The 26,026-nt window shown below is 71.3% G+C and carries 26 protein-coding genes, 1 tRNA gene, 1 pseudogene and 1 riboswitch; of the genes and pseudogenes, 21 read left to right on the forward strand and 7 right to left on the reverse strand.

Translation table 11 applies throughout. The features are described 5' to 3' along the window. Positions 1 to 108: 108 nt before the first annotated feature. Positions 109 to 1,143 (forward strand): LacI family DNA-binding transcriptional regulator, encoded by a 1,035-nt coding sequence (locus tag CRP56_RS36210; RefSeq protein ID WP_097271300.1) that lies wholly within the window; start codon positions 109 to 111, stop codon positions 1,141 to 1,143. Here CRP56_RS36210 and CRP56_RS36215 read toward each other — a convergent pair. Beyond that, a complete protein-coding gene (locus CRP56_RS36215; RefSeq protein WP_097271302.1) occupies positions 1,130 to 1,477 on the reverse strand; it encodes a cupin domain-containing protein in 348 nt (115 codons plus the stop codon). The genes CRP56_RS36210 and CRP56_RS36215 overlap by 14 nt on opposite strands. Before the next feature lie 122 nt (positions 1,478 to 1,599). Here CRP56_RS36215 and CRP56_RS36220 point away from each other — a divergent pair, with 122 nt between their 5' ends. From CRP56_RS36220 to CRP56_RS36230, 3 genes are all read left to right on the forward strand, one after another. After that, positions 1,600 to 2,115, forward strand: a complete 516-nt coding sequence (locus tag CRP56_RS36220; protein WP_097274786.1) for a hypothetical protein — start codon at positions 1,600 to 1,602, stop codon at positions 2,113 to 2,115. Positions 2,116 to 2,187: 72 nt separating this feature from the next. After that, positions 2,188 to 3,039, forward strand: a complete 852-nt coding sequence (locus tag CRP56_RS36225) for an intradiol ring-cleavage dioxygenase (RefSeq protein WP_097271304.1) — start codon at positions 2,188 to 2,190, stop codon at positions 3,037 to 3,039. A 35-nt stretch (positions 3,040 to 3,074) separates the two neighbouring features. After that, on the forward strand, positions 3,075 to 4,115 hold the full coding sequence (locus tag CRP56_RS36230) for a maleylacetate reductase (RefSeq protein WP_097274788.1): 1,041 nt from the start codon (positions 3,075 to 3,077) through the stop codon (positions 4,113 to 4,115). 24 nt (positions 4,116 to 4,139) lie between these two features. On the opposite strand, the gene CRP56_RS36235 is transcribed toward CRP56_RS36230, so the two are convergent. Further along, a complete protein-coding gene (locus CRP56_RS36235) occupies positions 4,140 to 5,045 on the reverse strand; it encodes an EamA family transporter (protein WP_097271306.1) in 906 nt (301 codons plus the stop codon). Between the two features lie 68 nt (positions 5,046 to 5,113). On the opposite strand from CRP56_RS36235, the gene CRP56_RS36240 reads away from it, so the two are divergent. The 6 genes from CRP56_RS36240 to CRP56_RS36265 all read left to right on the forward strand — a co-directional run bounded on the left by CRP56_RS36240 (position 5,114) and on the right by CRP56_RS36265 (position 10,349). Then, positions 5,114 to 5,968, forward strand: coding sequence for a LysR family transcriptional regulator (locus CRP56_RS36240; RefSeq protein ID WP_097271308.1), 855 nt, complete (start codon positions 5,114 to 5,116; stop codon positions 5,966 to 5,968). Positions 5,969 to 6,086: 118 nt separating this feature from the next. After that, positions 6,087 to 6,737, forward strand: a complete 651-nt coding sequence (locus CRP56_RS36245; protein ID WP_097271310.1) for a GntR family transcriptional regulator — start codon at positions 6,087 to 6,089, stop codon at positions 6,735 to 6,737. A gap of 51 nt (positions 6,738 to 6,788) precedes the next feature. After that, complete coding sequence (locus CRP56_RS36250) at positions 6,789 to 7,538, forward strand: PIG-L deacetylase family protein (protein WP_097271312.1); 750 nt, start codon at positions 6,789 to 6,791, stop codon at positions 7,536 to 7,538. Next, positions 7,535 to 8,239, forward strand: a complete 705-nt coding sequence (locus CRP56_RS36255; protein ID WP_097271314.1) for a 4-carboxy-4-hydroxy-2-oxoadipate aldolase/oxaloacetate decarboxylase — start codon at positions 7,535 to 7,537, stop codon at positions 8,237 to 8,239. Before CRP56_RS36250 ends, CRP56_RS36255 begins: the two co-directional genes overlap by 4 nt. Before the next feature lie 68 nt (positions 8,240 to 8,307). Further along, positions 8,308 to 9,402 (forward strand): 4-oxalomesaconate tautomerase, encoded by a 1,095-nt coding sequence (locus tag CRP56_RS36260; RefSeq protein ID WP_257042050.1) that lies wholly within the window; start codon positions 8,308 to 8,310, stop codon positions 9,400 to 9,402. Further along, positions 9,399 to 10,349 carry a VOC family protein gene (locus tag CRP56_RS36265; RefSeq protein WP_097271316.1) on the forward strand — a complete coding sequence of 317 codons (951 nt, stop codon included), beginning with the start codon at positions 9,399 to 9,401 and terminating at the stop codon, positions 10,347 to 10,349. The genes CRP56_RS36260 and CRP56_RS36265 overlap by 4 nt, the downstream gene beginning before the upstream one ends. Positions 10,350 to 10,382: 33 nt before the next feature. Here the strand turns inward: CRP56_RS36265 and CRP56_RS36270 are convergent, their stop codons facing one another. Beyond that, complete coding sequence (locus CRP56_RS36270) at positions 10,383 to 10,973, reverse strand: TetR/AcrR family transcriptional regulator (RefSeq protein WP_097271318.1); 591 nt, start codon at positions 10,971 to 10,973, stop codon at positions 10,383 to 10,385. Between the two features lie 174 nt (positions 10,974 to 11,147). Here CRP56_RS36270 and CRP56_RS36275 point away from each other — a divergent pair, with 174 nt between their 5' ends. Both CRP56_RS36275 and CRP56_RS36280 read left to right on the forward strand, forming a co-directional pair. Then, positions 11,148 to 12,575, forward strand: coding sequence for an MFS transporter (locus CRP56_RS36275; protein ID WP_097271320.1), 1,428 nt, complete (start codon positions 11,148 to 11,150; stop codon positions 12,573 to 12,575). An 81-nt stretch (positions 12,576 to 12,656) separates the two neighbouring features. After that, a tRNA-Pro gene (locus CRP56_RS36280) sits at positions 12,657 to 12,730 on the forward strand. A gap of 507 nt (positions 12,731 to 13,237) precedes the next feature. Here CRP56_RS36280 and CRP56_RS36285 read toward each other — a convergent pair. After that, on the reverse strand, positions 13,238 to 14,533 hold the full coding sequence (locus CRP56_RS36285; protein WP_143664965.1) for a DUF2207 domain-containing protein: 1,296 nt from the start codon (positions 14,531 to 14,533) through the stop codon (positions 13,238 to 13,240). A gap of 212 nt (positions 14,534 to 14,745) precedes the next feature. Here CRP56_RS36285 and CRP56_RS36290 point away from each other — a divergent pair, with 212 nt between their 5' ends. From CRP56_RS36290 to CRP56_RS36300, 3 genes and pseudogenes are all read left to right on the forward strand, one after another. After that, on the forward strand, positions 14,746 to 16,260 hold the full coding sequence (locus tag CRP56_RS36290; RefSeq protein WP_143664966.1) for a hypothetical protein: 1,515 nt from the start codon (positions 14,746 to 14,748) through the stop codon (positions 16,258 to 16,260). A gap of 47 nt (positions 16,261 to 16,307) precedes the next feature. After that, entirely contained in the window at positions 16,308 to 18,341 is a 2,034-nt protein-coding gene (locus CRP56_RS36295) for a WD40 repeat domain-containing protein (protein WP_257041463.1), read from the forward strand. A gap of 653 nt (positions 18,342 to 18,994) precedes the next feature. Beyond that, positions 18,995 to 19,111: pseudogene (locus CRP56_RS36300) on the forward strand (transposase); the annotation flags it as partial. Between the two features lie 69 nt (positions 19,112 to 19,180). On the opposite strand, the gene CRP56_RS36305 reads toward CRP56_RS36300, so the two are convergent. Together CRP56_RS36305 and CRP56_RS36310 are read right to left on the reverse strand one after the other, a co-directional pair. Continuing rightward, entirely contained in the window at positions 19,181 to 19,939 is a 759-nt protein-coding gene (locus CRP56_RS36305) for an NPP1 family protein (protein ID WP_097271329.1), read from the reverse strand. Positions 19,940 to 19,954: 15 nt separating this feature from the next. Further along, positions 19,955 to 21,070 carry a chitinase gene (locus CRP56_RS36310; RefSeq protein ID WP_097271331.1) on the reverse strand — a complete coding sequence of 372 codons (1,116 nt, stop codon included), beginning with the start codon at positions 21,068 to 21,070 and terminating at the stop codon, positions 19,955 to 19,957. A 243-nt stretch (positions 21,071 to 21,313) separates the two neighbouring features. Between CRP56_RS36310 and CRP56_RS36315 the strand changes: the two genes are divergently transcribed. Continuing rightward, on the forward strand, positions 21,314 to 22,177 hold the full coding sequence (locus CRP56_RS36315; protein ID WP_097271333.1) for an LLM class flavin-dependent oxidoreductase: 864 nt from the start codon (positions 21,314 to 21,316) through the stop codon (positions 22,175 to 22,177). Positions 22,178 to 22,189: 12 nt separating this feature from the next. On the opposite strand, the gene CRP56_RS36320 is transcribed toward CRP56_RS36315, so the two are convergent. Continuing rightward, positions 22,190 to 22,477, reverse strand: coding sequence for a DUF1905 domain-containing protein (locus CRP56_RS36320; RefSeq protein WP_097271335.1), 288 nt, complete (start codon positions 22,475 to 22,477; stop codon positions 22,190 to 22,192). A 142-nt stretch (positions 22,478 to 22,619) separates the two neighbouring features. Here CRP56_RS36320 and CRP56_RS49350 point away from each other — a divergent pair, with 142 nt between their 5' ends. The 5 genes from CRP56_RS49350 to CRP56_RS36335 all read left to right on the forward strand — a co-directional run bounded on the left by CRP56_RS49350 (position 22,620) and on the right by CRP56_RS36335 (position 25,995). Continuing rightward, positions 22,620 to 22,742, forward strand: a complete 123-nt coding sequence (locus CRP56_RS49350; RefSeq protein WP_373559723.1) for a putative leader peptide — start codon at positions 22,620 to 22,622, stop codon at positions 22,740 to 22,742. Between the two features lie 124 nt (positions 22,743 to 22,866). Next, positions 22,867 to 23,733: a glutathione S-transferase C-terminal domain-containing protein gene (locus CRP56_RS36325; RefSeq protein ID WP_097271337.1), complete on the forward strand. Its 867-nt coding sequence runs from the start codon at positions 22,867 to 22,869 to the stop codon at positions 23,731 to 23,733. A gap of 39 nt (positions 23,734 to 23,772) precedes the next feature. Then, a riboswitch (SAM riboswitch) is annotated at positions 23,773 to 23,881 on the forward strand. 32 nt (positions 23,882 to 23,913) lie between these two features. Then, positions 23,914 to 24,063 carry a hypothetical protein gene (locus tag CRP56_RS47785; protein ID WP_165951096.1) on the forward strand — a complete coding sequence of 50 codons (150 nt, stop codon included), beginning with the start codon at positions 23,914 to 23,916 and terminating at the stop codon, positions 24,061 to 24,063. Between the two features lie 166 nt (positions 24,064 to 24,229). Next, positions 24,230 to 25,213, forward strand: a complete 984-nt coding sequence (locus tag CRP56_RS36330) for an amino acid ABC transporter permease (protein WP_097271339.1) — start codon at positions 24,230 to 24,232, stop codon at positions 25,211 to 25,213. Then, positions 25,210 to 25,995: an amino acid ABC transporter ATP-binding protein gene (locus CRP56_RS36335; protein ID WP_097271341.1), complete on the forward strand. Its 786-nt coding sequence runs from the start codon at positions 25,210 to 25,212 to the stop codon at positions 25,993 to 25,995. Before CRP56_RS36330 ends, CRP56_RS36335 begins: the two co-directional genes overlap by 4 nt. The last annotated feature ends 31 nt before the right edge of the window (positions 25,996 to 26,026 follow it).

Below are 26,026 nucleotides of genomic sequence, written 5' to 3' on the forward strand. Positions count from 1 at the left end.
GACGCAGCGCTCGGGTGACAGGGGCGACGCAGCGCTGTCATTCTTGTCAGTACAAACCCGTCGAACAACCGGCACGGAGCCATCAAAAACCCCTCAAGGAGCCTGCCCATGGGCCACCCCTTCCCGATCCGGGAAATCGCACGTCAGGCGGGTTTGAGCGAGGCCACCGTGGACCGGGTCCTGAACGGCAGGGGAGGCGTCCGGGAGAGCACCGCCCGCGAGGTCCGGCAGGCCATCGCGGACCTCGACCGGCAGCGCACCCAGGTCCGGCTGGTGGGCCGCACCTTCATGATCGACATAGTGATGCTGACGCCCGAGCGGTTCAGCACCGCCGTCCGGGCGGCGCTGGAGGCGGAACTGCCCGCCCTGCATCCGGCGGTCGTGCGCTCCCGCTTCCACTTCCGGGAGACCGGCCCGGTCGAGGAGCAGGTCCGCACCCTGGACCGGATAGCCCGGCGCGGTTCCCAAGGCGTCATCCTCAAGGCCCCGGACGTCCCCGAGGTCACCGCGGCCGTCGGCCGCCTGGTCGCCGCCGGCATCCCCGTGGTCACCCTGGTCACCGACCTGCCCGCCAGCGCCCGCCTCGGCTACGTCGGCATCGACAACCGGGCGGCCGGCGCGACGGCCGCGTACCTCATGGGCCAGTGGCTCGGCGACCGGCCCGGCAATGTCCTCACCAGCCTCAGCAGCGGCTTCTTCCGCAACGAGGAGGAGCGTGAGATGGGCTTCCGCAGCGCCATGCGGGCCCACCACCCGGGCCGCACCCTGGTCGAGATCGCCGAGGGCCAGGGCCTGGACGCCACCCAGTACGAGCTCGTCCGCGCCGCACTCGCCCGCGACCCGGACATCCGCGCCGTCTACTCCATCGGCGGCGGCAACATCGCGACCCTGCGCGCCTTCGAGGACCTCGGCCGGGAGTGCGCGGTGTTCATCGCGCACGACCTCGACCACGACAACACCCGCCTGCTGAGCGAGCACCGCCTCTCCGCGGTCCTCCACCACGACCTGCGCCAGGACCTGCGCGAGGCCTGCCACCTCGTCATGCGGGCGCACGGCGCGCTGCCGCCGGCGGGGCCGACACTGCCGTCCGCGACCCAGGTCGTGACGCCGTACAACATGCCCGCCGCCACTACGGCAGGTTGATCGCGTACGCCTTCCGCAGCGTCTCGTGCACCGTCCACGTCGTACGGTCGCCCTCGCGCAGGACGGCCATGTCGCCGGGCCCGACCTCCAGCGTCGGCCCGCCCTCCACCGCGACGGTGGCCGACCCGCTGATCACCACGAACAGCTCGTCCGCCTCGGTGTCGGTGACGACGCCCGGCGTGATCTGCCAGACGCCGCGGATCTGCCGGCCGTCCGCCGACTCCCAGACCACCTTCCCGGTCACCTCGGGCGTCCCGGAGACGATCTGCTCCGGGGCGAGGGGCTCGGGTTCGAGCTCGGCGTCGGGGACGTGGACTACGAAACTGTGGCTCATGGGACGACCCTAGCCAGCGCGCACGCTCCTCGGCCGTGGACAGGGTGTGGGGTATCGGCCCAGGTGGGAGGACACTTCGTCGCGACTGGCGGCCCGCCGCGAGGCGCGTGATCGTGGGAGACATGGCACAGGCCGCGGCGGAGACCGCCGACGCACCGCACCCGCACGACACCCGCGAGGCCGTCCTGTTCGGCGGCGTCTACGGCGCCGTCCTCGCCTGCTCGATGGTCGCCGCGCTCACCCAGTACGGCCACACCTCCCAGGACAGCCGCCGCTACGACGCCCTGTGGCTGCTGGTGACGGCCCTCGCCTCCGCCCTGGCCCACGGCTACGCCCACTACATCGCCGAACGCACCCCGCACCGCCGCGGGGACGCCCTGCGCACGCTGGTCGACGAGTGGCCCCTGATCGCGGCCGTCCTGCCCACCGTCGCGATCCTGGCCGGGGCGGGCTGGGGCTGGTGGCCCGCGAAGGGCGTGGAGTACCCGGCGTTCGCCCTGAACATCACCCTGCTGTTCGCCCTCGGCCTGGTGACGGCCCGCTGGGCCCACCGTTCATGGGGCGCAGCCCTGCTGATCGGCGCGGTGGACGCGCTGCTGGGGGTGGGGGTGGTCGTGGCCAACGCGGTCATCAAGTGACGGAGCGTAGGGTCGGGGTGCTGCCGGGGAGGGGAACCCGTACGACCACCGATGCAGGGGATGGGAGCCCATATGACCACCGACGTCACCGATGAGGCGATCGCCAGCCTGCGCGACACCGCGGACCCGCGTCTGCGTGACCTGCTCACCGCTCTCGTCCGCCATCTGCACGACTTCGCCCGCGAGACGCGACTGACGCAGGGGGAGTGGGAGGCGGCGATCCGCTTCCTGACGGCGACCGGACAGACCTGCACGGACACCCGGCAGGAGTTCATCCTCCTGTCCGACGTCCTCGGCCTGTCGATGCTGCTGGAGACCCTCCACGGCCACGGCACGCCCGACGCCACCGAGTCGACCGTCCTCGGCCCCTTCCACATGACCGAGTCCCCGGTCCGTGAACTCGGCGCGGACATCGACCTCGTGGGCGACGGCGAGCCCTGTGTGGTGAGCGGCCGCGTGCTGTCCGCGGACGGCACCCCGCTGCCGGGGGCCACCCTGGACGTGTGGCAGGCGAACGCCCACGGGTTCTACGACGTCCAGCAGCCGGACGTACAGCCGACCGGCAACGGCCGCGGCCTCTTCACCACCGACCCCGAGGGCCGCTTCCGCTTCCGCACCTGCGTCCCGAGCTCCTACCCGATCCCCACCGACGGCCCTGTCGGGGACCTGCTCCGGGCCACCGGCCGCCACCCCTACCGCCCCGCCCACATCCACTTCATCGCCTCGGCCCCCGGCCACGCCCCGGTCACCACGCACATCTTCGTGGCGGGCGACAAGTACCTCGACTCGGACGCGGTGTTCGCCGTCAAACGAAGCCTCGTCCGCGACTTCACCCCGACCGACGACCCGTCCCTGGCCCGGGCGTGGGGCGTGCCGAACCCCTTCCGGCACGCGCACATCGACCTCGTACTGGAGCGCTCGTGAACCCCCTGGCCGCCTTCATCCACGAGACGCCGCCCATGCGGGTCGTCTTCCGCCCCGGCGCCGCGACGACTGCGACCGCGGGGGAGGCCCAACGGCTCGGCCTGCGACGACTGTTGGTGGTCTCCGGCACGCACGGCGCCGACACCGCGCAGGCGGTCGCCGACTCCCTCGGCCCGGCCTGCGCGGGCCTGCACACCGGGGCCAGGATGCACGTCCCCGCCGAAGTCGCCGACCGCGCTGTGGAGGTGGCCCGCGCCGCGGACGCGGACGGCTGTGTCGCGGTCGGCGGCGGCTCGGCCATCGGCCTCGGCAAGGCGATCGCGCTGCGCACCGGCCTGCCGCTGATCGCCGTCCCCTCCACGTACTCCGGCTCGGAGGCGACGCCGGTGTGGGGCCTGACCGCACACGGCGTCAAACGCACCGGCCGCGACCCTTCCGTCCTGCCCCGCAGCATCGTCTACGACCCCGAGCTCACCCTCTCCCTCCCCGTCCCGCTCTCCGTCACCAGCGGCGTCAACGCGATCGCCCACGCCGTCGAGGCCCTGTACGCACCCGACACCTCACCCCTGATCGCGCTGACCGCCGAGGAGGGCGTACGGGCCATGGCGGGCGCGCTTCCCCAACTGGCCGCAGATCCACGGAACTTGGACGCCCGTAGCCGCGCCCTCTACGGCGCGTGGCTGTGCGGCTCCTGCCTGGGCGCCACCACCATGGGCCTGCACCACAAGCTCTGCCATGTCCTCGGCGGCAGCTTCGGCCTGCCCCACGCCGAGACCCACACCGTGGTCCTGCCGTACGCCTTGGCATACAACGCCCCCGCGGCCCCCGAGGCGGCGGCCGCCGTCGCCCGCGCCCTGGACACGTCGTCCGACGCCCCAACGGCCCTGTGGCGACTGGCCGGAGACCTGGGCGCGCCGCGCTCACTTGCGGAACTGGGCCTGAAGGAAACCGACTTGGCGGTGGCGGCCGAGCAGGCGGCGGGCCAGGCGTACCCCAACCCGCGGGAGGTCACGGCGGACGGCGTGTTGGCGCTGCTGCGAGCGGCGTTCGAGGGCGCGGCGCCGGAGCGGTCGTAGGCCATGAAGGGCTGAACCGGGCGGTCAAGTCCGCTGGGGCCGCGCGGTAAGGATGCCGAGCGCGTTCGCGCCGACGACGGCCGCGATCCCCGCCCACTCCGGACCGCCCAGCCCCTGCCCGAGGACCACCCACCCGACCACGGCCGCCAGGACCGGGTTGACGCTCATGAACAGGCCGAACACCGGGGCCGGCACCCGCCGCAGCGTGAACAGGTCGGCGAGGTAGGGCACCGCCGAGGACAGCACCCCGGCGGCCACCGCGCAGCCGGCCGCCTCCGCGGTCGGCGGACGGTGCACGGCGACCACGATCCCGACCGGCAGGAACATCAGCGCCGACACCATGGCAGCGGCCGCCGAGCCCTGCGCTCCGGGCAACCGGCTGCCGACGGTGCGGTTGAGGAGGATGTACGACGCCCAGCAGGCGGCGGCCAGCAGTCCGAGCCCCATGCCCAGGTAGTCGGTGGAGGGCTGCGGCCGCATCAGCGTCACGACCCCCGCGGTCGCCAGCAGCGCACAGCCCGCGTCCACGCGGCGCCGGGTGGCGGCCAGGGCGATGGCGAGCGGCCCGAGGAACTCCAGGGTCACCGCCAGCCCCAGCCCGACGCGGTCGACGGCCGTGTAGAGGGACAGGTTCATCGTCCCGAACACCACGGCCAGCAGCAGCACCGGCCACCACTGGCGCCAGGTGAACGACCTCAGTCGCGGCCTGCCGACCGTCAACAGCACGGCAGCGGCGACATATTGACGTGCCGCCACGACTCCCACCGGGCCGATGACAGGGAAGGCGAGCGAACCGATCGCGGCGCCGACCTGGTTGGACAGCCCGCTGCCCGCCATCGTGGCCACCCCGGCGACGGAGACACCGGAGCGCTCCCGGGCGCCGGGGGCGGGCAGGGCGGGGGCGGCGGGGCGTGCGGGGGCTCCTTGCATACGCCGATGGTCCGTGTGCTCGACGCTTGCGCAAAATGCATCCGCAGCTCGATCTATACGCTAGAGGTATGGATGTGGAGCTTCGGCAGCTGCGCTGTCTCGTCGCCATCGTCGACGAGGGCACCTTCACCGACGCCGCCCTCGCCCTCGGGGTGTCCCAGGCGGCCGTCTCCCGTACCTTGGCCTCGCTCGAACGCTCCCTGGGCGTACGGCTGTTGCGGCGCACCTCGCGCGAGGTGACCCCGACCGGCACCGGGGTGCGGGTCCTCGCGCACGCCCGCCGGGTGCTCGCCGAGGTCGACGACCTGGTCCGGGAGGCCACCTCGGGCCACGCCCATCTGCGCATCGGCTACGCCTGGGCGGCGCTCGGGCGGCACACGCTGCCCTTCCAGCGCCGCTGGGGCCGGGAGCGACCCGAGACGGACCTGCACCTGGTGCGCGTGAACTCGCCGACCGCCGGGCTCGCGGAGGGCGCGTGCGACCTGGCCGTCGTACGCCGGGAGTTGGAGGACCGTCGGTTCGAGTCGGTCATCGTCGGCCTGGAGCGGCGGCTGTGCGCGATGGCCGCCGACGATCCGCTGGCCCGGCGCCGGTCGGTGCGGATGGCCGACCTCGCGGGGCGGACGCTGCTGGTGGACCGCCGTACCGGCACCACCACCCCCGACCTGTGGTCGCCGGAGGCCCGGCCGGCCACCGAGGAGACGCACGACGTCGACGACTGGCTGACGGTGATCGCCACCGGCCGGTGCGTCGGGATGACGGCCGAGTCGACCGCCAACCAGTACCCGCGGCCCGGGGTCGTCTACCGGCCGGTGCGGGACGGGGAGCCGATCGCCGTGCGGCTCGCCTGGTGGCGGGACGACCCGCATCCGGCGACGCAGGCCGTGATGGAGCTGCTCACGGAGCTGTACCGGGAGGGGTGAGCGGCGGGGCGGGCCAGATGTCGTTCGGAGTGGTGCAAGCAATACCGTGGACAAGATTGTTGACAATCTTGTCTGGCTGGATTTACGTTCGACAGGCACTCACTCAGGGAGGGCGACGATGCCGAAAGTAGCCCGTCCGAGCACCGGGGAGCAGGCCAAACAGCATGCGCTCGCGCAGCTGCGGCAGGCGATCCTGCACGGCGAGATGGCACCGGCGCAGCGGCTGGTGGAGAACGAACTCGCCGAGCAGTTCGGGGTGACACGGGCCAGCATCCGGGCCGCGCTCATCGATCTGGAGGCCCAGGGCCTCGTCGAGCGGATCCGCAACCGGGGTTCCCGGGTGCGGGTGGTGAGCGTGGAGGAAGCGGTCGCCATCACCGAATGCCGGATGGCCCTCGAAGGGCTCTGCGCCGCGAAGACCGCCGTCGCCGCCGACGACGAGCAGCTCGCCGAGCTCACCGAGCTGGGCACGGCGATGACCAAGGCCGTCGCCGACGGCGAGCCGGTGACCTACTCCGAGCTCAACCAGGAGCTCCACGCCAAGGTCCTGGAGTTCTCCGGCCAGCGGACCGCCGTGGACCTGCTGGAGCGGCTCAACGCCCAACTGGTGCGCCACCGCTTCCAGTTGGCGCTGCGGCCCGGGCGTCCCCAGCACTCCCTGAACGAGCACCTGGCCATGATCGAGGCGATCAGGGCCAGGGACCCGCAGGCGGCCGAAGCGGCCGTCCGCGCCCACCTCACCAGCGTGATCGAGGCGCTGCGCGACTGATCACCACGGACCGGGGCGGGCGCTCACCTGTGACCGAGGGAGATGGCAGCAATGACCCAGGCCGACGCGCCCGCCGCCCCACGCTCCACACTCGTCGTCACCGCACACGCCGGCGACTTCGTGTGGCGGGCCGGCGGGGCCATCGCCCTCGCGGCCTCGCGCGGTGAGAAGATCACCATCGCCTGTCTGACCTTCGGCGAGCGCGGCGAGTCCGCCAAGGCGTGGCGCGAGGGGAAGAAGCTGGCGGAGATCAAGGCGATACGCCGGGACGAGGCCGAGCGCGCCGCCGCCACCCTCGGCGCCGAGGTCCGCTTCTTCGACGCCGGCGACTACCCGCTGCTGGTCACCCCCGAACTGACCGACCGGCTCGTGGAGACGTACCGCGACACCCGGCCCGACGTCGTGCTCACCCACCCCGTCGAGGACCCGTACAACGGCGACCACCCGGCCGCGAACCGCATGGCCCTGGAAGCCCGGGTCCTCGCCCAGGCCATCGGCTACCCCGGCCCCGGCGAGATCATCGGCGCCCCGCCGGTCTTCTTCTTCGAGCCGCACCAGCCGGAGATGAGCGGCTTCCGGCCCGAGGTCCTCCTCGACATCACCGAGGTCTGGGACACCAAACGCAAGGCCATGGAGTGCCTCGGCGCCCAGCAGCACCTGTGGGACTACTACACCGACCTCGCCGTCCGCCGCGGCGTCCAGCTCAAGCGCAACGCGGGGCCGAACCTGGGCCTGGCCCACAGGACCATGGCCGAGGCGTACATGCGTCCGTACCCGCAGATCGCGAAGGAGCTGGCATGAGCGGTGTGATCGTCACCGACCCGCCGAAGGCGAAGCTGAAGGACGTCGACGCGCTGGCCGGCTACGGCGTGGCGACGGTGAGCGAGGCCATGGGCCGAACCGGGCTGCTGGGCCCGGGGATTCGTCCCGTGCAGCAGGGCGTACGGGTCGCCGGCACCGCCGTCACCGTACTCAGCTGGCCCGGCGACAACCTCATGATCCACGCGGCCGTCGAGCAGTGCGGCGAGGGCGACCTCCTGGTCGTCACCACCACCTCCCCGTGCACGGACGGCCTGTTCGGCGAGCTGTTCGCAACTGCCTTGCGGCGGCGCGGCGTTCGCGGCGTCGTGCTGAACACAGGCATCCGCGACACCCGGGAACTGCGCGCCATGGGCTTCGCCGCCTGGTCCCGCGCCGTCTCCTCGCAGGGCACCGTCAAGGCCACCGGCGGCTCCGTCAACGTGCCGATCGCCATCGACGGCCAGGTCATCCACCCGGGCGACGCGATCCTCGCCGACGACGACGGTGTCGTGGTCGTCCCGCGCGAGCGCGTCCGCGAGACGGTCGAGAGGTCCGAGGCCCGCGACGCCAAGGAGGCGGCCACCCGGGCCGCCTTCCTCGACGGCCAACTCGGCCTGGACCGCTACGGGTTGCGGGAGACCCTCCGGCGGGTCGGCGTCGAGTACCGGACGTACGCGGAGTACGAGGGAGGGCGGCCGTGACCGCCGTGCCCTCCGTGACCGCTGTGTCCTCCGTGTCCTCCGTGCCCTCCGTGCCCTCCGTGCCCTCCGTGCTCTCCGTGCCTGAGGAGGTGCCCTGTCTGCTGATGCGCGGCGGCACCTCCAAGGGCGCCTACTTCCTGGCCGCCGACCTCCCCGCCGACCCGGCCGCCCGCGACGAGCTGCTCCTGCGCATCATGGGCAGCCCCGACGACCGGCAGATCGACGGTCTCGGCGGGGCGCACCCGCTCACCAGCAAGGTGGCCGTGGTCTCGCCCTCGTCCGACCCGGACGCCGACGTCGACTATCTCTTCCTCCAAGTCGCCGTGGACCGGCCCGAGGTGAGCGACCGTCAGAACTGCGGCAACATCCTCGCCGGTGTCGGCCCGTTCGCCGTCGAGCGGGGCCTGGTCCCGGTGGGGGAGGACGCCACCTCCGTCCGCATCCGGATGGTCAACAGCGGCGACCTCGCCACCGCGACCTTTCCCACCCCGGGCGGTCGGGTCGACTACACGGGCGAGGCCCGGATCTCCGGAGTGCCGGGTACGGCCGCCGCGGTCGTCATCGAATTCTCGGCAGGAGCAGGGCAGTTGCTGCCCACCGGCAACGCCCGGGACGTCATCGACGGGGTCCCGGTCACCTGTGTGGACAACGGCATGCCGACCGTGCTGATCGCCGCCGGTGAGCTGAAGGTCACGGGGTACGAGACGCCCCAGTACCTGGAGGGGGACCTGGCGCTCGCCGACCGGCTGCGCGAGATCCGCCTGGTGGCCGGCCGGCTGATGGGGCTCGGTGACGTGTCGGACACGACCGTCCCCAAGCTCACGCTGCTCGCCCCGCCCCGCGAGGGCGGCGCGATCTGCACCCGCACCTTCATCCCCGTCCGCTGCCACACCTCGATCGGTGTGCTCGGCGCGGCCAGTGTCGCCGCCGGGCTGCGGATCGAGGGCGGGGTGGGCGCGGGCCTGGCGGAGCTTTCTCGTGACAGTGACCGCGTGCGCATAGAACATCCCACCGGATTCCTGGACATCGAGAGCAGCCTCGGCACCACCCCCGACGGCCTGCCCGCCGCCCGCCGCACCGCCGTGGTGCGCACGGCCCGCAAGATCTCCGACGGCACCGTCTTCCCCCGGGCCGCCGCACGATCCCAAGGAGGTCAGCGATGACTCCGCCCCTCGGCGACATCGCGCACATCGGCCACGCCCAGCTGTTCACCCCCGACCTATCCGCCAGTGTCGCCTTCTTCACCGACTACCTGGGCCTCACGGTCAACGGCCAGGACGGCGACACCGTCTACCTGCGGACCTTCGACGACTACGAGCACCACAGCCTCGTCCTCACCGCCCGCGAGCAGCCCGGTCTCGGCCGGCTCGCCCTGCGCACCTCCAGCGAGGAGGCACTGCACCGTCGCGTCAAGGCGGTCGAGGAGTCCGGCGGCACCGGCTGCTGGGTCGAGGACGAACCCGGCCTCGGCAGGCTCTACGTCACCACCGACCCGGACGGCCACGAGCACGCCCTCTACTGGGAGAGCGAGCACTACCGGGCGCCCGACGAACTCAGGCCCGCCCTGAAGAACCAGCCGCAGGCCAAGCCCAACCGGGGCGTGGGCGTACGGCGGCTCGACCACGTCAACTTCCTCGCCGCCGACGTCCTCGCCAACGCCGAGTTCCAGCAGAACGTCCTCGGCGCCCGCCCGACGGAGCAGATCCAGCTGGACAGCGGGAAGATCGCGGCGCGCTGGCTGACGTACACGAACAAGTCGTACGACGTCGTCCACACCTCGGACTGGACCGGCAGCGCCGGGCGACTGCATCACATCGCCTTCGCGACCGACACCCGCGAGGACATCCTGCGGGCGGCCGATCTGGCCATCGACAGCGGGGTGTTCATCGAGACGGGGCCGCACAAGCACGCCGTCCAGCAGACGTTCTTCCTCTACGTCTACGAGCCGGGCGGCAACCGGATCGAGCTGTGCAATCCGCTCACCCGGCTGGTGCTCGCGCCCGACTGGCCGCTGATCACCTGGACCGAGGAGGAGCGGAAGAAGGGGCAGGCCTGGGGCCTGAAGACCATCGAGTCGTTCCACACGCACGGGACCCCGCCGGCCGTCTGACCAGGGCTCCCGCGCGGCCGAAGGGCCGAGCCCTCAGGCGCCCGGGTCCTTGTGTGCGCGCACGCCGTCCAGCGCGATCCCCAGCACCCGGTCCCGCTGCGCCTCGTCCTCGAAAGCCGTCGCCATGATCCCCGAGACCATCCGCAGCAGATCCCCGAAGTCCATGTCCGGCCGCACCTCACCCGCCTCCTGGGCCCGCGTGAACAACGGACCGCCCGCGGCGAACATCGACTCCCGGCATGCGGCGAACACCTCCGACTCCCCGTCGAGAGCCTCCCGCACCGCCCGCTTGGTCACCATGTACCCGGCGAAGCGGTCGAGCCAGACGGCCAGCGCCTCCCACGGCTCCCGGTCCGCCACCTCCAGCGCCAGCCGGCACAACGCGTTGACCTCGTCCGCGTACACCGTCTCGAAGAGATGCCGCCGGGTCGGGAAGTTCCGGTACAGGGTGCCGATGCCGACCCCCGCGCGGCGCGCGATGTCCTCCAGGGCCGCCTCGGCGCCGTGCTCGGCGAAGGCCTCCCGCGCCGCGGCCAGCAGGGCGTCGTAGTTGCGGGCGGCGTCTTTCCGGGTGGGGCGGCGCGCCGCGACGAGCTCGGTGACGGGGAAGGACTGGGTGGTCACGGGCGCCTCCCGGAGGTGAAGCGGAGGTGTACCTCCGATACGGGTTGAAGCGGAGGCGGGCCTCCGATAGAGTGGAGGCGTACCTCCACTTTAGCAGTCGAGGTGCCCCTTCATCCTTTCCGCGACCGCTCCCAAGAGGCTCCGGCCGCACCTCGTGCTCGGAGAGGCTTCTCCATGCCCCGCAACTCCACCCGCCTCACCTTCGCGGTCCTCGCGACCGGTGCCGGCGTGTTCGCCATGCTCCAGTCGCTGATCGCGCCGGCCCTGCCGACCGTCCAGCATGCCCTGCACACCTCGCAGTCCACCGCGACCTGGGTGATGACGGCGTACCTCCTGTCCGCGTCGATCTTCACCCCGATCCTCGGCCGGGTCGGCGACCTGATCGGCAAGAAGCGCACCCTCGTCGCCGTCCTGGTGACGGTGGCGGTCGGCTGTCTGCTGGCCGCGCTGGCGCCGAGCATCGGCGTCCTGATCGTCGCCCGGGTCGTCCAGGGTGTCGGCGGCGCCCTGTTCCCGCTGTCCTTCGGCATCATCCGGGACGAGTTCGCCGCGTCCGAGGTGAGCCGGAGCATCAGCAACCTGTCCGCCGTGATCGCCGCCGGCGGTGGCGTCGGTATCGTCGCCGCCGGGCCGATCGTCTCCGCGCTCGACTACCGCTGGCTGTTCTGGATCCCGGTCGCCGTCGTCGCGGTCGCCACGCTCATCGCCGTACGGTATGTGCCCGAGTCGCCCAACCGGGCCGAGGGCAGCGTCAATTGGCTCGGTGCCGGGCTGCTGTCGGCGTGGCTGGTGGCGCTGCTGCTGCCGCTCAGTCAGGCCGCCGTCTGGGGATGGGGATCGGCCCGCGTGCTCGGCCTGTTCGCCCTGGCCGCCGTGCTGTTCGCGCTGTGGCTGTACTCCGAGGCCCGTTCCCGTACCCCGCTGATCGACCTGCGGGTGATGCGGCTGCCCGCCGTGTGGACCACGAACACCGTGGCGCTGCTGTTCGGCGCGGGCATGTACGCGCTGTGGTCCTTCCTGCCGGGCTTCGTCCAGACACCGACGGCGGCCGGGTACGGCTTCGGCGCGAGTGTCACCGCGGCCGGGCTCCTGATGCTGCCGATGTTGGTGGCGATGTTCGTCTCCGGTGTGCTCGGTGGCCGTCTGGAGCCGGTGTTCGGGGCGAAGACGCTGCTGGTGACGGGCGCCGCGCTCGGCGCCGCGGCCGTCGGTCTGCTCGCCCTGTGGCACGACGAGCAGTGGCAGGTCGCCCTCGTCTCCGGCCTGTTCGGCCTCGGGATCGGGCTCGCCTTCGCCTCCATGGCCAACCTGATCGTGGGCAGTGTCCCCGCCGACCAGACGGGCGCCGCCACCGGCATGAACGCCAACATCCGCACCATCGGCGGCTCCATCGGCGCCGCCGTCACCAGCGTCCTGGTGACCGGGCACCTCCAGCCGTCCGGACTGCCGTACGAGTCCGGATACACCCACGGCTTCACCGTGCTGGCGCTGCTGTTGCTCGCGGCGTCCCTGGCCGCGCTGCTCGTCCCCGTCCGGCGGGCCGTACGGCAGGTCACCGTGGACACCCCGGCCCGCCGGGAGACCGTCGCCACCCGGGGCTGACGTCACGCCAGTCGGCCCGGCCGTGCGCGTAAGGTAGGGTTTACCTGCGCGTTCGCACGGAACACCCGTGGCGACCGCGGCCGGGACGTGGCGCAGCTTGGTAGCGCACTTGACTGGGGGTCAAGGGGTCGCAGGTTCAAATCCTGTCGTCCCGACTGGAGACAGTCACAGGTAAGGGACCGTTTCAGAGGAGATCTGAAGCGGTCCCTTGATTATTCTCGGGGACCGCTTGGCACGGATGTCGATGGGCCTGCTGACTCGTGTCAATTACGGCTGTTGAACCCTAATGCCGCCCGTTGATGCAGCCTGACGGCCCAATAAGGTCCAGGGCGCTCCCCAGCGGCGATGAGGTTCCCCGCGGCATGTGCATGCATGGTCTGCGAACTTCACCGTGCCGGTGGCCTCGACGTCGGTCAGTGGCGGAGCAGGTCGTCGGCACCGGCACCTAGAGGGCCGTCCGGGGGGTCGGACACAACTCGGCTGAGAGGATGCCCGCGTTGCGGTATAGCTCGCGCCCTGGACACAGGGGCCGGCGGACGGCCGAGGCGCGAGGTTCGTCGCCACTTCTTGGACGCGTACCCGGAGGTTCTGGCCGACCCGGCGTCTACGGCTGCGTGGTACTTCGAACCGACAGCGGTTACGACGCCTCGTCGCTGGAATCGTCAGTCGGTCCGCGACACGGCCTCGACCACACTGATCTGATGGATCTTTCGCCGACGCGGGCTGCAGTGGACATCGACGACGTCCCCTACCCGGAACCGGTCCTTGAGCTCGGGGTTCGCTGCGCGTGAGAACATCGGCCGGCTCCACTGGTCGACCTCGAAGGACCAGGCTTTCCGCGTCGCCGGGTCCTCGATGGAGCAGCAGTAGTGCGTGATGTCCGTGTACGGGTCGTCGTAGTGGGTGTCGTAGTCCCAGCGTGAGATGACGGCACCGCGAAAGCTCGCCTCGTCGGGAACGGCCAGGACCCGGCGGCGGGCCGGCAGCCACAAACCCCACAGCAGTACGCCGGCGAGCAACGGAGCGGTGTCCCATTCCCAGGCCAACGCCGGGCGGTGCGCGGTCAGGGTCACCGCGACCAGGGCGCCAAAGGCGGCGCACACGGCCAGGGCCAGCAGCACGAGCTGCCACAGGTGTCCCCAGCGCGGGGTGTCCAGCGGCCCGGCGTCCACGACGTGCCACGATCTGCCGTACGCGGACCAGATCCGCTGCGGCTCGCGCACGGGAAGCGCCGATTCGGGACCAGCCGCTCCCACTTGGCGTTTGGGCAGCCGATGCTCTCCAGCGCGGTCGTGGGTCCGCCACTCGCGCGCGGCCTGTCGTCCGGCGGCCGTCAACCTGGGCCCGGATTCGAGCGGGACGTCTGACAGCCGCAGCAGCCCCAACAGGCTGGGCACGAGGACCACTGTGAGAATGATCCGCATCCAGTCGGGACTCCACGACACGCTGGCCCACAGGGCGCCGAACCAGGCCGCGAAAGGCGCACCCCGATACAGCAGCGTCACGTACTTGTTCCGGGCCGGCCGTATGAGGCCAAGGGCGGTCGCCTCGTCGCGGACACTGTTCTGAAAGCCGCGCCACCATACCCAGAACTCGTCGCCGTCGCCCGGCCCGAGGGCGCCTATCGGCACGCGGTCCACACCGCTTCGGCAGCGCCGGCGGATCCGTTCGACCATCAGTTCCTCGACGGGCCGCAGCGCCGAGTCGGCGGTCTGCGGGACGATCCGTACGGTCACCGTACCGTCGGCTTTCTCTTCACCCAGCAGTCGGCCGGTGCGGACCATTTCCAGGGCGGTGGTCTCGATGCCCTTCGGAGTTGTCTCGCCGTCTCCCATCAGCAGGTTCACCACACCGGCGGTCAACATTCGATAGTTCATACACCCCCCAGAAATGTGACCGAGACGACTGTAGATGCTCTTGGGGATCACCGCATCGGGGAAAACACGCAGCCGAGGCATCGTCGAAGCTGATGTCCGAGCTGAGAGCCCGGCCACTGGCGAGACTCCGTCAGGTCGGGGGCCCGTTACTGTTGGGCCGCCTGCGCAGGTGCGCAGTTGAGGGGCTTCGAGGGGGGGCGCCAGGTATGTCAGAGGGGTTGGCCCAGTGGGGGTCAGAGCTTTTCATGACGCGGGAACGAGAGCTACGTCGCGGCCTGGCACCCGAGAACGACATGGGAAGGGACATCGCTCAAGGGGGGTTCGAGCCCTGCCTGCTGACCCTTCTGCGGCTGTCGGTCGGCAGGCACTCGAGCACCGGTCTCACCAGTGGGTGGTTCCCGAGGGCGCTTGCCCGCACCGGCCACCTCGTCCGTGCGGCTGAGCTGGCGTACACGATCAGTGACGAGCTCAAGCAGGGTACGGAACTACTGGCGCTGGTGCAGGCCGCGGCGGGCGCGGGAGACCTGGGCGGCGCTCAGGCGCTGGCCGAGTCGATTCCCCTACGGCAGGTGCGGGACCAGGCACTGGTCGCCCTCGTGCCGGCGTGGGCCCGTGCCGGTGAGCGTGACCGGGCCGTCGCTCTGGCGGAGAGGATCCGCTACCCGCACAACTGGGCTTGGGCCTGGGCCCTGTTGGCGAAGGCGGTGGCGGACAGCGGCGACATCGATGAGGCGCTCAGGTTCGCCGCTCGCGCCGACGACGTGGTGAGTTCTTACGCCGCCGACGGGACGGAACAGGTGCTCGCCCTCCTTGTGGAGGTGGCCGTCGCCAGCGGCGACCATGACCGAGCGGCTGCACTTGCCGACCGCGTGGAGGACATCACCCGCTCCCGCAACTCGACACGGTGGTCCCAGCCACGGCCCCTGGCGGCGGTGTTGGCCCGCGAGGCGCTGGCGGGAGACCTTCACCGGCTCGATGCTCTCCTGCGCACCCCGCCCGGACCGGCCGTCGGCGCCGGGGGCACGGTATGCGGGTGGGCGCTCGGCGAAGCCGCCGAACAGGACATGGTGGTCCCGGAAGGAGACCTGGACGAGGCCGCCGTTCGCCCGTTCCCTCCCGGATCCCCGCTCGACGCCTGGGACATGGCCTGTGTGCTGGACGCGGTCGTTCACAGCGCCGGCCAGGACGTGGTCCTGGCCCTTGCCGACCGGGCCGAGACACTGCTCGAGACCGGCGACGGCCGTGATCACGACATTCTGCTGAGGTCCGTGACGCTCCTGCTGGCCAGGCACGGGCAGGTCGAGCGGGCCATGGCCCTCGCCGGCCGTCTCGACCCCGATCTGTCCGTGGCGCGGCAGGCGGACGTCGTCGGGGAACTGGCCCGGTCCGGTGACACGGGCGGTGCCGAGGCTCTCGTTCACTCGATCAACGACCGCAGGGCACAGGACAGGGCGCTGATCGAAGTGGTCCGGGAGCTGGCCCGGCGTGGCGATCCAGGCTGGGCCGAGGCTCTCGTTCACTCGATCAACGACCGCTGGGCGCAGGGCGAGGCACTGGTCGCGGTCGTCCGGGAGACGGCCCGGCACGGCGATCACGCCCGGGCCGAGGCTCTCACCCGCTCGATCGCCCACCGCGCGACACGAGCCCGCGCGCTGGCCGCACTCGTGGAGTTGTCCGAGCCGTCCCACGCCCGCAGGCTCGCCGCGCAGGTCGTGAGGGTTGCGGGCGACTGGGATCCTGTTCTGCCGGTCCTGGAGCGGATCGTCCCCCGTTCCGTGGCAGTGGTCGCCGATCGGATGATGAGCTGATCCGGGGCAGCCTCCTGATGGTCGGTGCTGCCTGCGAGACTCGTTCCATGATTCCCAAGCTGCCCCTGCACAGCCCTCGTTGGCTTGACCTCGACGGTGTGAAGGTCGAAGAGGTGAAAGCACTCCTGGAGCAGTTGTCCTCCGCGGCTGCCACCGGGAGCGACGATGGATGGAGGCAGACCTGGACGTACCTGGCCGGCAGCCTGATGGACGACGGGACCGTCTTCGACGGGGCCTATGCCGCTCTGCCGCATCTCGTCGAGGCGGCAGCGGCCCTGCCTCCGGGACAGACCGCGGACTTCTGGGTGGACTTGGGATGCATCGTGACCGCGGAGGACAGGCCCCCCGTCCCGGCCGATCTCGAGACGGGGTTCGGCGCCGCACTGCGTCTGGCCGAGCGGGCGGCCATCCGAAGCCTCCTTGCCGCCGATACCACCCCGCGGGTCTGCGCCCACCTCGTGCTCGCCTGCGTGGCCTTCGCCGGCCACCACATGGGCGAAGCGCTGTGGCGGTTCCCCGATCCCCGGGAAGGTGACCTCCTGCTGATATGTCCCGAGTGCGGGAGCGATACCGAGATCCCCGACTTCTTCGTGGACCCGGCACGTCCGCCCGCCGAGGCTCCGGGACGCCCTGATCCCGCCCATGTCAGGCAGGGAGGACATCCCTGGGGCGAGGTCGCTGCCGCACTGCGGGAGGAGGCGGTGGGCGAGGAGTGGGAGCCCTTCCTGCGGGCGGCACGCGACGTCGCGGTGGCAGGGGTACCCCCCGAAACACCGGGACAGGCCGTCCTGTGTCTGGTCGTCGGCATGGTCGCCGTCGGGGGCACCCCGCAACAGGACGCAAGGGAGTTGGCCCGCCAACTGATGGCGCTCACCGGAGACTTCCGCTGCTGGGACTGCGAGCAGACGTGGACGATCGCCGACGGCCTGGCGGAGAACCCGGACGGTGCGAGCCCCCGGCACCGCCCGACGGAGGCGCGGGCGGACTCCGACGAGTCGGCCGCCATGGTGGAGTCGACGGCGCCCGGACGAACAGGTGAAGCGGCGACTCGGTTCCGGCAGGACGGGAACGCGGTGCTCGCGGCCGACGGCACCCCCTGGGGCCGTATCTCGGTGTTCTCCGATTCGGCGCCCGGTTCATCCGGGGGTGTCAACGCGCTGGCGGTGGTCTCCCGCCCGGGTCGGCCGACGCTCGTGGCCGGCGCCGGGGACAGGGCCGTGGTGTGCCTGTGGGACGTGGCCGACGCCCGGCTCGTCCATGCCCCGCTGCCAGGACACCGTGACCGTATCCGCTCCATGACGGCCCTGCCCCTGCCCGACGGCCGCGTCCTGCTGGCGAGCGGAGGCGACACCGGGACGATCGCCCTGTGGAACCCCGTCACCGGGCAGCCGGTCCGCGAACCGGCCGGGGACTGGCCTGGCGGGGTGACCGGAATGTGTACCGCGATCGTCCCCGACGGCCGCACCCTGCTCGTCACCGCCACCCCCCGAGGCGCGGTCCGGCTGTGGGATCCGGACACCGGTGAGTGCGTCGGGCGCCTCAACCCCTATGGCAGTCCGATCCAGTCGATCGCCGCCGTCCCGATCTCCGCCGACCACACACTGATCGCGGCCGCGGATACCGGGGGCCGCCTTCATGTGTGGGACCCTGCCGTCGAGGACCCCTGGGAACGCGGCGCGGCCGTGCAGTTGAGCGCCCGTGCCCTCGCCGATGCCGACCACCGGGTGGCAGCCGTGGCGGCTGTGCCCACACCCGACCGAACCATGTTGGCCACCGGGGACAACCAGGGCGTGGTCATGCTGTGGGACCTTGCCACCGGTGCCCCGGTCGGCGACGGTCTGCCCGCCTCGACAGGCACCGGGGGCCTGCCGGTCATCACCGCCTCCACCCTGCACGGCGGCCACACGGTCCTGGTCACCGGCACCCGTCACGGTCACCGGCTGCGGGTATGGGAACCGGAGACCGGCGCGGTGGGGCACATCGCCCTGGATGTGGTGCTCACCTGTCTGGCCACCGCGGGTCCGGACCTGATCGTCGGGCACGACCGCGGGGTCCTGAGCCTCCCGCTCACCAGACGATGAACGCGTTCAGCCGAGACCCGTCTCACCTCGTCGCGCGGAGCCTCGGGACGGATGCCGAGAACCCTCGCGACGTGCGCGACAGGCCGGTTCCTGTGGCCCGAACCTCGCGGATACCGCCCCCCGCGCGGCTCGTCCGGCCACGGACGGGATGGGCGGGCACGCCGCGCTGCCCATCGGCTGTGGACGCCGTCCCGCGGCGCCGGGCCGGGAGTTCACCGCCCGTGCGGCGTCCAGCTCTCCGGCCGGTCCGCGTTGTCCCATCGATCCGTCGTAGCCGTCTCGCGTCGGCTTCGACTGTAACGGGACCCGAGAGTTGCGAGGCCGGGCGAGGCCAACGGGCTGTAGGAGCACGCGGATTCACGGTTGCGCTGCCCAAAAGCGACATGTCGGGGCTCGTTTCCTTGCCGGCTTGCGGTCTGGTCGCGCACAAGGGCGCCGGGTGAACGCGGAAGGCCAACGATGCCTGGGCAGGGGGAGCGATGACTGGTGTCGCCGTCGGCGACAGAACGCTGTGGAAGGTACCCGACGGGGGCATTCCCTACGGGACGCCGGCCATGGCCGACGGCGCCGTCTATGTCACCGGCGTTGTGTACTTCGCCGACAGCGCCGGCCCTCTGAGATCTCGGACTCGTGCAGCGCGTCGCAGACGCGGCAGGGTGAATCACTGGATCGCTTCGCAGGCCGTGGTCATCGCGACCGGGATCTCCGCCACCGGGCACCGCGAGATCCTCGGTGTGGTGGTCGGCGACAGCGAATCGAAGCCGTTCTGGACTCGGCAGTGTCGGGGGCCGGGACCGGGCAGACGGCTTGCGGATTCGTAACAGTGTGCGCGATGGCACTCAGGCGTTCGGGTCGAAGGGGATGCCGGACGGCTTGGACGCGGCGAGGGCGTACTGGAAGTCGCCGTCGTCGATCTTGAGGGTGGCCGAGCCGAAGTCCGCGCTCAGGAGCTTGTCGCGGAAGCCGGCCGGGTAGCCGTTCCAGCCCACGAGGCGGGGGAAGAACCAGCCGCCCGTGACGTTCTCCGGCGGCTCGTCATTGCCGTTGGCGAAGCGGAAGCAGTGGGTGGACACACCGTCCTTGTGGTAGACGATCTTCGGGTGCGTGCCGTCGAAGCGGACCGACGAACGCGCGGCCACCTGGTAGCCGCTGTGCTGGGACACGGACACGTACTGGACCTGGTCTGCGCTGATCCACACCACGACGTGTTCCCAGTCGTGCCGGTGCCCGATGGCCGCCGGGCCCAGGGTGGCCTGGTCCTTCTCGAAGTAGCTGGCGTACATCACGGCGCACCAGCCGTTGTCGCACTTCGCGCGCGAATAGGTGTTGGCGTTGGCGAGCTGGGCGTAGTCGTGGCAGTGGCCGTTGACGTCGCCGCCCAGCTTCAGACCGGGGTTGAGGGTGCCGTCGGCGCCGATCGCGGCGGTCGCGTAGCAGCCGTCGCCGTCGTAGTCGTAGGCCGGGGAGAAGGTCTGCTCCAGGCCGTCGGCGTTCTGCGGGAGCAGGGTCAGGACGTTCGCGTGGGCGGACGTGGGGACGGTCACGACGAGGGCCAGGGCGGCGAGGAGTGCCGAGGCGAGCGGTCTCGACTTGGGCATGGCAGCGACTCCTTGTCAGCAGTAGAGGTTGCCGCCCGGCGTGACGCCGAGGATCGAGGTGAACCGGTTGTAGGCGTCGACGCGGCTCTGCACCTGCGCCGGGTTCCTGCCGTCGCACTCCAGGGAGCCGTTGATGGAGCGGATCGTCTGGCCGAAGCCGGCCTGGTTGACCATGGCGTTGTGCGGGGTCATGGTGCCGGGGCCGGACTGGGTGTTCCAGTACCACAGGCCGGTCTTCCAGGCCACGGACGCGTCGTTCTGCACCAGCCAGGGGTTGTTGAGCAGGTCGAGGCCCAACGCGTCCCCGGCCGCCTTGTAGTTGAAGTTCCAGCTGAGCTGGATGGGGCCGCGACCGTAGTAGGCGGCCTGGCCGGCCGGGCAGCCGTACGACTGGCTCCAGTCGCAGTAGTGGGGGTAGTTGGCGGTGTTCTGCTCGACGACGTACACCAGGCCGCCGGTCTCGTGGTTGACGTTGGCGAGGAAGGCGGCGGCCTCCTGCTTCTTCACGGTGTCACTGCCGGTGTTCGCGAAGCCCGGGTAGGAGCTCAGCGCCGCGACCAGCCCGCTGTAGGAGTAGAACGAATTCCGGTTCGGGAACATCTGGTTGAACTGCGCCTCGGACACCACGAACCCGGACGGGGTGCCGCCCCCGCCGCTCGCGGGCGCGTTCCACTTCTGGTTGGCCGTACCGGCACAGGTCCAGATCTGCAGCCGGGTGCCGTTGGCGCTGTTGTTGTCGCGGACGTCCAGGCACTTGTTCGCGGCCGGGTTGACGATGTCGCGGGCCGCGCTCACCACCCACTGCTGGTTGGCGCCGCCGTTGCAGTCCCACAGCTGTACGGCGGCGCCGTCGGCGGTGCTCCGGTCGACGACGTCCAGACACTTGCCGAGCGCCCGGAGCGTGCCGTCACCGGAGTTGGACCAGATCTGGGCGCCGGTGCCGTTGCAGTCGTAGAGCTGTACGGCGGTGCCGTTCGCGGTGTTCGCGCCCGCCACGTCGACGCATTTGCCGGCGAGCCCGGATATCGCGCCGCTCGCGGCGTGCGCCGGGGTCACGGTCAGCAGTGCGGTGAGGGAGGCGAACAGCGCGGCGAGGACCGGGAGTCGGGCCGAGCGAAGGGAGAAGGGCATGGTGGGGACGCTCCTGAGGGGGGTGTCGGGGGTGAGCGGGCGTCACACGGGGCGTTGCTGACCCGGAACCTAAAGGTCTGGACCATTTCCGTCAAGGGGTGAAGTAAGCCTTGAGGGAAGGGAGTTGCGGACCAGCTGTCGACTGTTTGCCCGCCGGTTGCCGACCCGGTCCGGTCGCATCGCCCCGGCCGGAGGCATGATGGGCGGCGACCGTGTGTTCCCCATGCATGGAACGGAGCGCAGATGGACATCGGGATCGGCCTTCCCAACACGGTGCCCGGCACCGAGGCACAGACCCTCCTCGACTGGGCGAAGCGCGCGGAAGGCGCCGGGTTCAGCACCCTCGGCACCATCGGGCGCCTGGTGTACGGCGGTTACGAGGAGCTGATCGCCCTCACGGCCGCCGCCGCGGTGACCAGCCGCATCCGGCTGACGACCAGCGTGCTGCTCGCGCCGCTGTACACGAACCCCGCGCTGCTCGCGAAGCAGGCGGCCTCGCTGGAACGGATATCCGGGGGCCGGTTCGTCCTCGGCCTCGGGCTGGGCGGACGCGACGACGACTTCGAGGCCAGCGGTCTGTCCACCAAGGGCCGGGGGCGTCGGTTCGAGGAGCAGCTCGGTGAGCTGAAGCGGGTGTGGGCGGGGGAGGAGCGCGGGTTCGCCGGGGCGATCGGGCCGCGGCCGGTGCGTGAGGGCGGTCCTGAACTGATCCTCGGCGGCGGCAGCGAGGCGAGCTTCCGGCGGGTCGCCGAGTTCGCCGACGGCTGGATCATGGGCGGCGGCACGCCGGACATGTTCGCCGAGGCCGCGGCCGGCGTCGACGCGGCCTGGCAGAAGGCGGGCCGCGCGGGCTCGCCGCGCAAGCTGTCGCTGGCCTACTTCGGCCTGGGCCCCGACGCCCGCGCCCAGGCCGACGGCTATCTCCTCGACTACTACGGCTTCCTCGGCGACGTCGCCCAACAGATCGCGGGGAGCGCGGCGGTGAGCCCGGAGATGGTCACCCAGTACGTCGCCGCGTTCGAGGCGGCCGGCTGCGACGAGCTCATCTTCGTACCGACCGGATCGGGGCTGGACCAGATCGACCTGCTGGCCGAAGCCATCGCGTGAGCCGTCCCTCAGTCACAGGACGACGGTCATCCTGACGGTCACCTCGTCGTCGGCAGCGAGGCTCCGGGGCCTGCGTACCGCGGCCTTCAGCGGCAGCAGATAGCGGCCGTCCTTGGGGAAGAGCGAGGTGGTGAAGGCGGCCTCGCCGATGCTCGCCTCGACCGGGATCACCCCCCAGCCGTACGAGGCCGCCGTCGCCACCTCACGGATGTCGGCGGACTCCTCGTCCGGCACGGGGACGAAGTAGTAGGGCGCCGGGCCGCGCCACTCGATCACCCGACCGGTGAAGACCAGTTCCATGGGGCGTCAGCGTACGGGACCCCCGGGCGCCCTCGGGAGCGGACCGTCACCGGTCCGTGACCGGCCCGTGGACGCCCTCTTGACGTCGCGCGGCGGCCGATCGACACTCCAGATGGGAATCCTAGTGAACAGGTAGGGAAGCATGAGGCGCCTTGAATCGGTCGACGGCCGCGTGAGCCGCACGTCTCGGCCGTCGCCTCTTCTCACCTCCCGCCGGCACATCGACCTCCAGCGCGTCTGCAGCGCCATCCGCGCCCACGGCTGACCCGGTCGCCGTTCCCCGTCGCGTACGCCGTGCCACCCGGCACGGCCACGCCCCCGCCCCCTCCTTCTGGCCCGACGTCGCTTCCGCCGCGCGTACGTCCGCGCGCCCACCCCCGGGGAGATCCATGTCCGTCACGCCGCTCGCCCCCGTCCCGACCACGCAGCCCACCCCCGCGTTCCGGGGCCGCATCGGCCGGGACGCGCGCAGCGGGCACTACGCCGTGCCGCGCCGCTACCGGCTCCATCTGTCGACCGCATGTCCCGACGGCCTGCGCATCGCCGTCGTGCACAGCCTGCTCGGCCTCGCCGAGGCCTGCCCCGTGACCTTCCTGGACGCCGTCCCCGACTGCCCCGACGGCGGACACTCCGCGCTGCGCCCGCTGTACGAGGCGAGCGCGCACCGCTACACCGGGGCGGCCGCCGGGCCGGTCCTCAGCGACGACTGGTCGGGCCGCATCGTCAGCACCCACGCCCCGGACATCACCCGCGACCTGACCCGGCACTTCGGCGGCGGCCGCGCGGCGCTGTACCCGTGCGGCGCGGAGTCGGAGACCGAGGCCGTCGAGCGGCTGTGCGCGGACGGCATCGAGCGGGCCGCCCAGAACGCCGGATCGGCCGGCGGCGACCCGGCGGCGCTCGACAAGCTGCTGGAGACCCTCGGCTCGCTGGAGCGCTGGCTCGTCGGACGCGAGTATCTGATCCGCGATCAGATCACCGCGGCCGACGTCGAGTTGTGGGTCACGCTCGTCCAGCTCGACACCGTGCACCGCCATCACCTCGACGCCTCCGCCGTGCAGCGGATCGCCGACCACCCCGAACTGTGGGAGTACGCCCGCCGGTTGGCCGCCCACCCCGCGTTCGGCGCCCACCTCGACCTCGACGGCATCGCCCGCCGCCACCACGCCCGCTGTCGCGGCCTGGAGGCCGCCGGGTCGGCCGTACAGATCCTGGACTGGGCCGCGCACACCGCCCACGTGGTGGAACGGCGTTGACATCCGTTCGGGGGCATGTCTTTACTTACGCCCCAGAACGGTCATGAGCGTCAGCGACAAGCCCTGGCTAGCTGACCGGCAACCCTCGCTCCGCGGTGGGGTGCCCCAGGTGACGACCGGACCGACGACATATCGGTAAGCGCGAGGGCCCCGACGGGCCGGAAGAACACGGTGACGGACATGTACGCAGCCCCCAGGACGGCCCCGCGCCGCTCCCGCGGCTGCGTACTGCCGTACGTGGACCTGCTCGTCGCCGACCGGGCCGTCGATCTGCTCCGCGTGAACAGCGCACTGTGTACCGCACCGGGCCGTGCCCGCTGTCGGGGCTGACCTCTCCACCTCCGCAGCCCCGCACCCGAAGACGAACACCGCCTCCGCGGTGTGCCGTTGTCCATCAAGCCCCGGTGCCCGTGCGTCCTTGTGAGTCACGCCCCTCCCGGCCGTGACCCGCCGCGTTCGCCGTACCCGGGGAATCGACTCCCGCCGGAGCCCCTCCATGAGCGAACCCCCAGGCGCCGCCGTGTCTCTCACCGAGGCACCGACGCCCGCCGACGCCCCGTCAAAACCCCTCTCGGCCCAGCGCGTTCTGCCGCTGCGCCGCCCCGGCCGGTGGATCGCCACCGCCGTCGTCCTGGTCCTCGCGGCCCAGTTCGTGCACGGCCTGGTGACCAACCCCTTCTACCAGTGGGACCGCTTCGGCTACTGGTTCCTGCGGCCGACGATCCTCGACGGGCTGCTCGTCACGCTCGAAGTCACCGCGTACAGCGCGGTGCTGGGCCTCCTCGGCGGCATCCTGCTCGCCCTGGCCCGGCTCTCCAAGAGCCCCGTCCTGCGGGCGGTCAGCTGGATCTACATCTGGACGTTCCGCTCCATCCCGCTGATCGTCATCCTGCTCTTCCTCTACAACTTCAGCGCCCTCTACCAGACCCTCAGCGTGGGCGTCCCCTTCGGGCCGGCGTTCTTCACCTTCGACGAGTCCCGGCTCGCCACCGACATCGTGGTCGCCGTCGTCGGCCTGAGCCTGAACCAGGCGGCGTACGCGGCCGAGGCGGTCCGCGGCGGCATCCTCTCCGTCGACCAGGGCCAGCACGAAGCCGCCGCCGCCCTCGGACTGCCCAAGGGCTACCAGTTCCGCAAGGTCGTCTTCCCGCAGGCCCTGCGCTCCATCACGCCGAACTACGTCAACCAGCTCATCGACCTCGTCAAGGCCACCTCGCTGGTGTTCTACGTGTCGCTGCTGGACCTGTTCGGCGCCGCCCAGACGATGGGCGCCACCTACCCCGGCGACATCGTGCCGCTGCTGCTGGTCGTCACCGTCTGGTACCTGATCCTGACCACCGTCGTCTCCGTCGTCCAGTTCTACGTCGAGCGGTACTTCGCCCGGGGCGCCACGCGAAGCCTGCCGCCGACCCCGCTCCAGAAGCTGCGCACCGGAATCAGCGACCTGCGCGCCCGCATCCGCAGGGAGGCCGCCGTATGAGCACCGAGACCCTTCAGATCGTGCCGGCCGCCGTCGAGGTCCACGACGTGCACAAGTGGTACGGCGCCCACCGGGTCCTGGACGGCGTCGACCTGACCGTCAGGGCCGGCGAGGTCACCGTGATCCTCGGCCCGTCCGGCTCCGGCAAGTCCACCCTGCTCCGGGTCGTCAACCACCTGGAGAAGCCCGAGATCGGGTACGTCAGCGTCAACGGCGAACTCATCGGCGTACGCAAGCAGGGCGACCACCTCAAGGAGCTCAGCGAGCGGGCCATCCTCGCCCAGCGCAGCAACATCGGGTTCGTCTTCCAGAACTTCAACCTCTTCCCGCACCTGACCGTGCTGGAGAACGTCGCCGCGGCCCCGGTCGCGACCGGCAAGCTCGACCGGGACGAGGCTCGGAAACTCGCCCGTGAACTCCTCGACCGGGTCGGCCTCGCCGACAAGGAGACCGCCTACCCGCGACAGCTGTCCGGCGGACAGCAGCAGCGCGTCGCCATCGCCCGCGCCCTCGCACTGCGGCCCGGCGTCATCCTCTTCGACGAACCGACCTCCGCCCTCGACCCCGAGCTGGTGGGCGAAGTCCTCGCCGTCATCAAGGACTTGGCGAAGAGCGGCAGCACGCTGGTGATCGTCACCCACGAGATCGGGTTCGCCCGCGAGATCGCCGACCGGGTCGTCTTCATCGACGGCGGAAAGATCGTCGAACAGGGGCCGCCCTCCGAAGTGCTGGACAAGCCGCAACACGAGCGGACCCGGGACTTCCTCAGCAAGGTCCTCTGACCCCCTGACTTTTCCTCCCTTTTTCATCTCT

The organism is Streptomyces sp. TLI_55, assembly GCF_900206255.1.
Classification (GTDB): domain Bacteria; phylum Actinomycetota; class Actinomycetes; order Streptomycetales; family Streptomycetaceae; genus Streptomyces; species Streptomyces aquilus.

Bases quoted from the DNA above. Each gene is read 5' to 3' on its own strand.
- CRP56_RS36210 (WP_097271300.1), top strand. From the start codon at position 109: ATGGGCCACCCCTTCCCGATCCGGGAAATCGCACGTCAGGCGGGTTTG.
- CRP56_RS36215 (WP_097271302.1), bottom strand. From the start codon at position 1,477: ATGAGCCACAGTTTCGTAGTCCACGTCCCCGACGCCGAGCTCGAACCC.
- CRP56_RS36220 (WP_097274786.1), top strand. From the start codon at position 1,600: ATGGCACAGGCCGCGGCGGAGACCGCCGACGCACCGCACCCGCACGAC.
- CRP56_RS36225 (WP_097271304.1), top strand. From the start codon at position 2,188: ATGACCACCGACGTCACCGATGAGGCGATCGCCAGCCTGCGCGACACC.
- CRP56_RS36230 (WP_097274788.1), top strand. From the start codon at position 3,075: ATGCGGGTCGTCTTCCGCCCCGGCGCCGCGACGACTGCGACCGCGGGG.
- CRP56_RS36235 (WP_097271306.1), bottom strand. From the start codon at position 5,045: ATGCAAGGAGCCCCCGCACGCCCCGCCGCCCCCGCCCTGCCCGCCCCC.
- CRP56_RS36240 (WP_097271308.1), top strand. From the start codon at position 5,114: ATGGATGTGGAGCTTCGGCAGCTGCGCTGTCTCGTCGCCATCGTCGAC.
- CRP56_RS36245 (WP_097271310.1), top strand. From the start codon at position 6,087: ATGCCGAAAGTAGCCCGTCCGAGCACCGGGGAGCAGGCCAAACAGCAT.
- CRP56_RS36250 (WP_097271312.1), top strand. From the start codon at position 6,789: ATGACCCAGGCCGACGCGCCCGCCGCCCCACGCTCCACACTCGTCGTC.
- CRP56_RS36255 (WP_097271314.1), top strand. From the start codon at position 7,535: ATGAGCGGTGTGATCGTCACCGACCCGCCGAAGGCGAAGCTGAAGGAC.
- CRP56_RS36265 (WP_097271316.1), top strand. From the start codon at position 9,399: ATGACTCCGCCCCTCGGCGACATCGCGCACATCGGCCACGCCCAGCTG.
- CRP56_RS36275 (WP_097271320.1), top strand. From the start codon at position 11,148: ATGCCCCGCAACTCCACCCGCCTCACCTTCGCGGTCCTCGCGACCGGT.
- CRP56_RS36285 (WP_143664965.1), bottom strand. From the start codon at position 14,533: ATGCCTCGGCTGCGTGTTTTCCCCGATGCGGTGATCCCCAAGAGCATC.
- CRP56_RS36290 (WP_143664966.1), top strand. From the start codon at position 14,746: ATGGGAAGGGACATCGCTCAAGGGGGGTTCGAGCCCTGCCTGCTGACC.
- CRP56_RS36295 (WP_257041463.1), top strand. From the start codon at position 16,308: ATGATTCCCAAGCTGCCCCTGCACAGCCCTCGTTGGCTTGACCTCGAC.
- CRP56_RS36305 (WP_097271329.1), bottom strand. From the start codon at position 19,939: ATGCCCAAGTCGAGACCGCTCGCCTCGGCACTCCTCGCCGCCCTGGCC.
- CRP56_RS36310 (WP_097271331.1), bottom strand. From the start codon at position 21,070: ATGCCCTTCTCCCTTCGCTCGGCCCGACTCCCGGTCCTCGCCGCGCTG.
- CRP56_RS36315 (WP_097271333.1), top strand. From the start codon at position 21,314: ATGGACATCGGGATCGGCCTTCCCAACACGGTGCCCGGCACCGAGGCA.
- CRP56_RS36320 (WP_097271335.1), bottom strand. From the start codon at position 22,477: ATGGAACTGGTCTTCACCGGTCGGGTGATCGAGTGGCGCGGCCCGGCG.
- CRP56_RS49350 (WP_373559723.1), top strand. From the start codon at position 22,620: ATGAGGCGCCTTGAATCGGTCGACGGCCGCGTGAGCCGCACGTCTCGG.
- CRP56_RS36325 (WP_097271337.1), top strand. From the start codon at position 22,867: ATGTCCGTCACGCCGCTCGCCCCCGTCCCGACCACGCAGCCCACCCCC.
- CRP56_RS47785 (WP_165951096.1), top strand. From the start codon at position 23,914: ATGTACGCAGCCCCCAGGACGGCCCCGCGCCGCTCCCGCGGCTGCGTA.
- CRP56_RS36330 (WP_097271339.1), top strand. From the start codon at position 24,230: ATGAGCGAACCCCCAGGCGCCGCCGTGTCTCTCACCGAGGCACCGACG.
- CRP56_RS36335 (WP_097271341.1), top strand. From the start codon at position 25,210: ATGAGCACCGAGACCCTTCAGATCGTGCCGGCCGCCGTCGAGGTCCAC.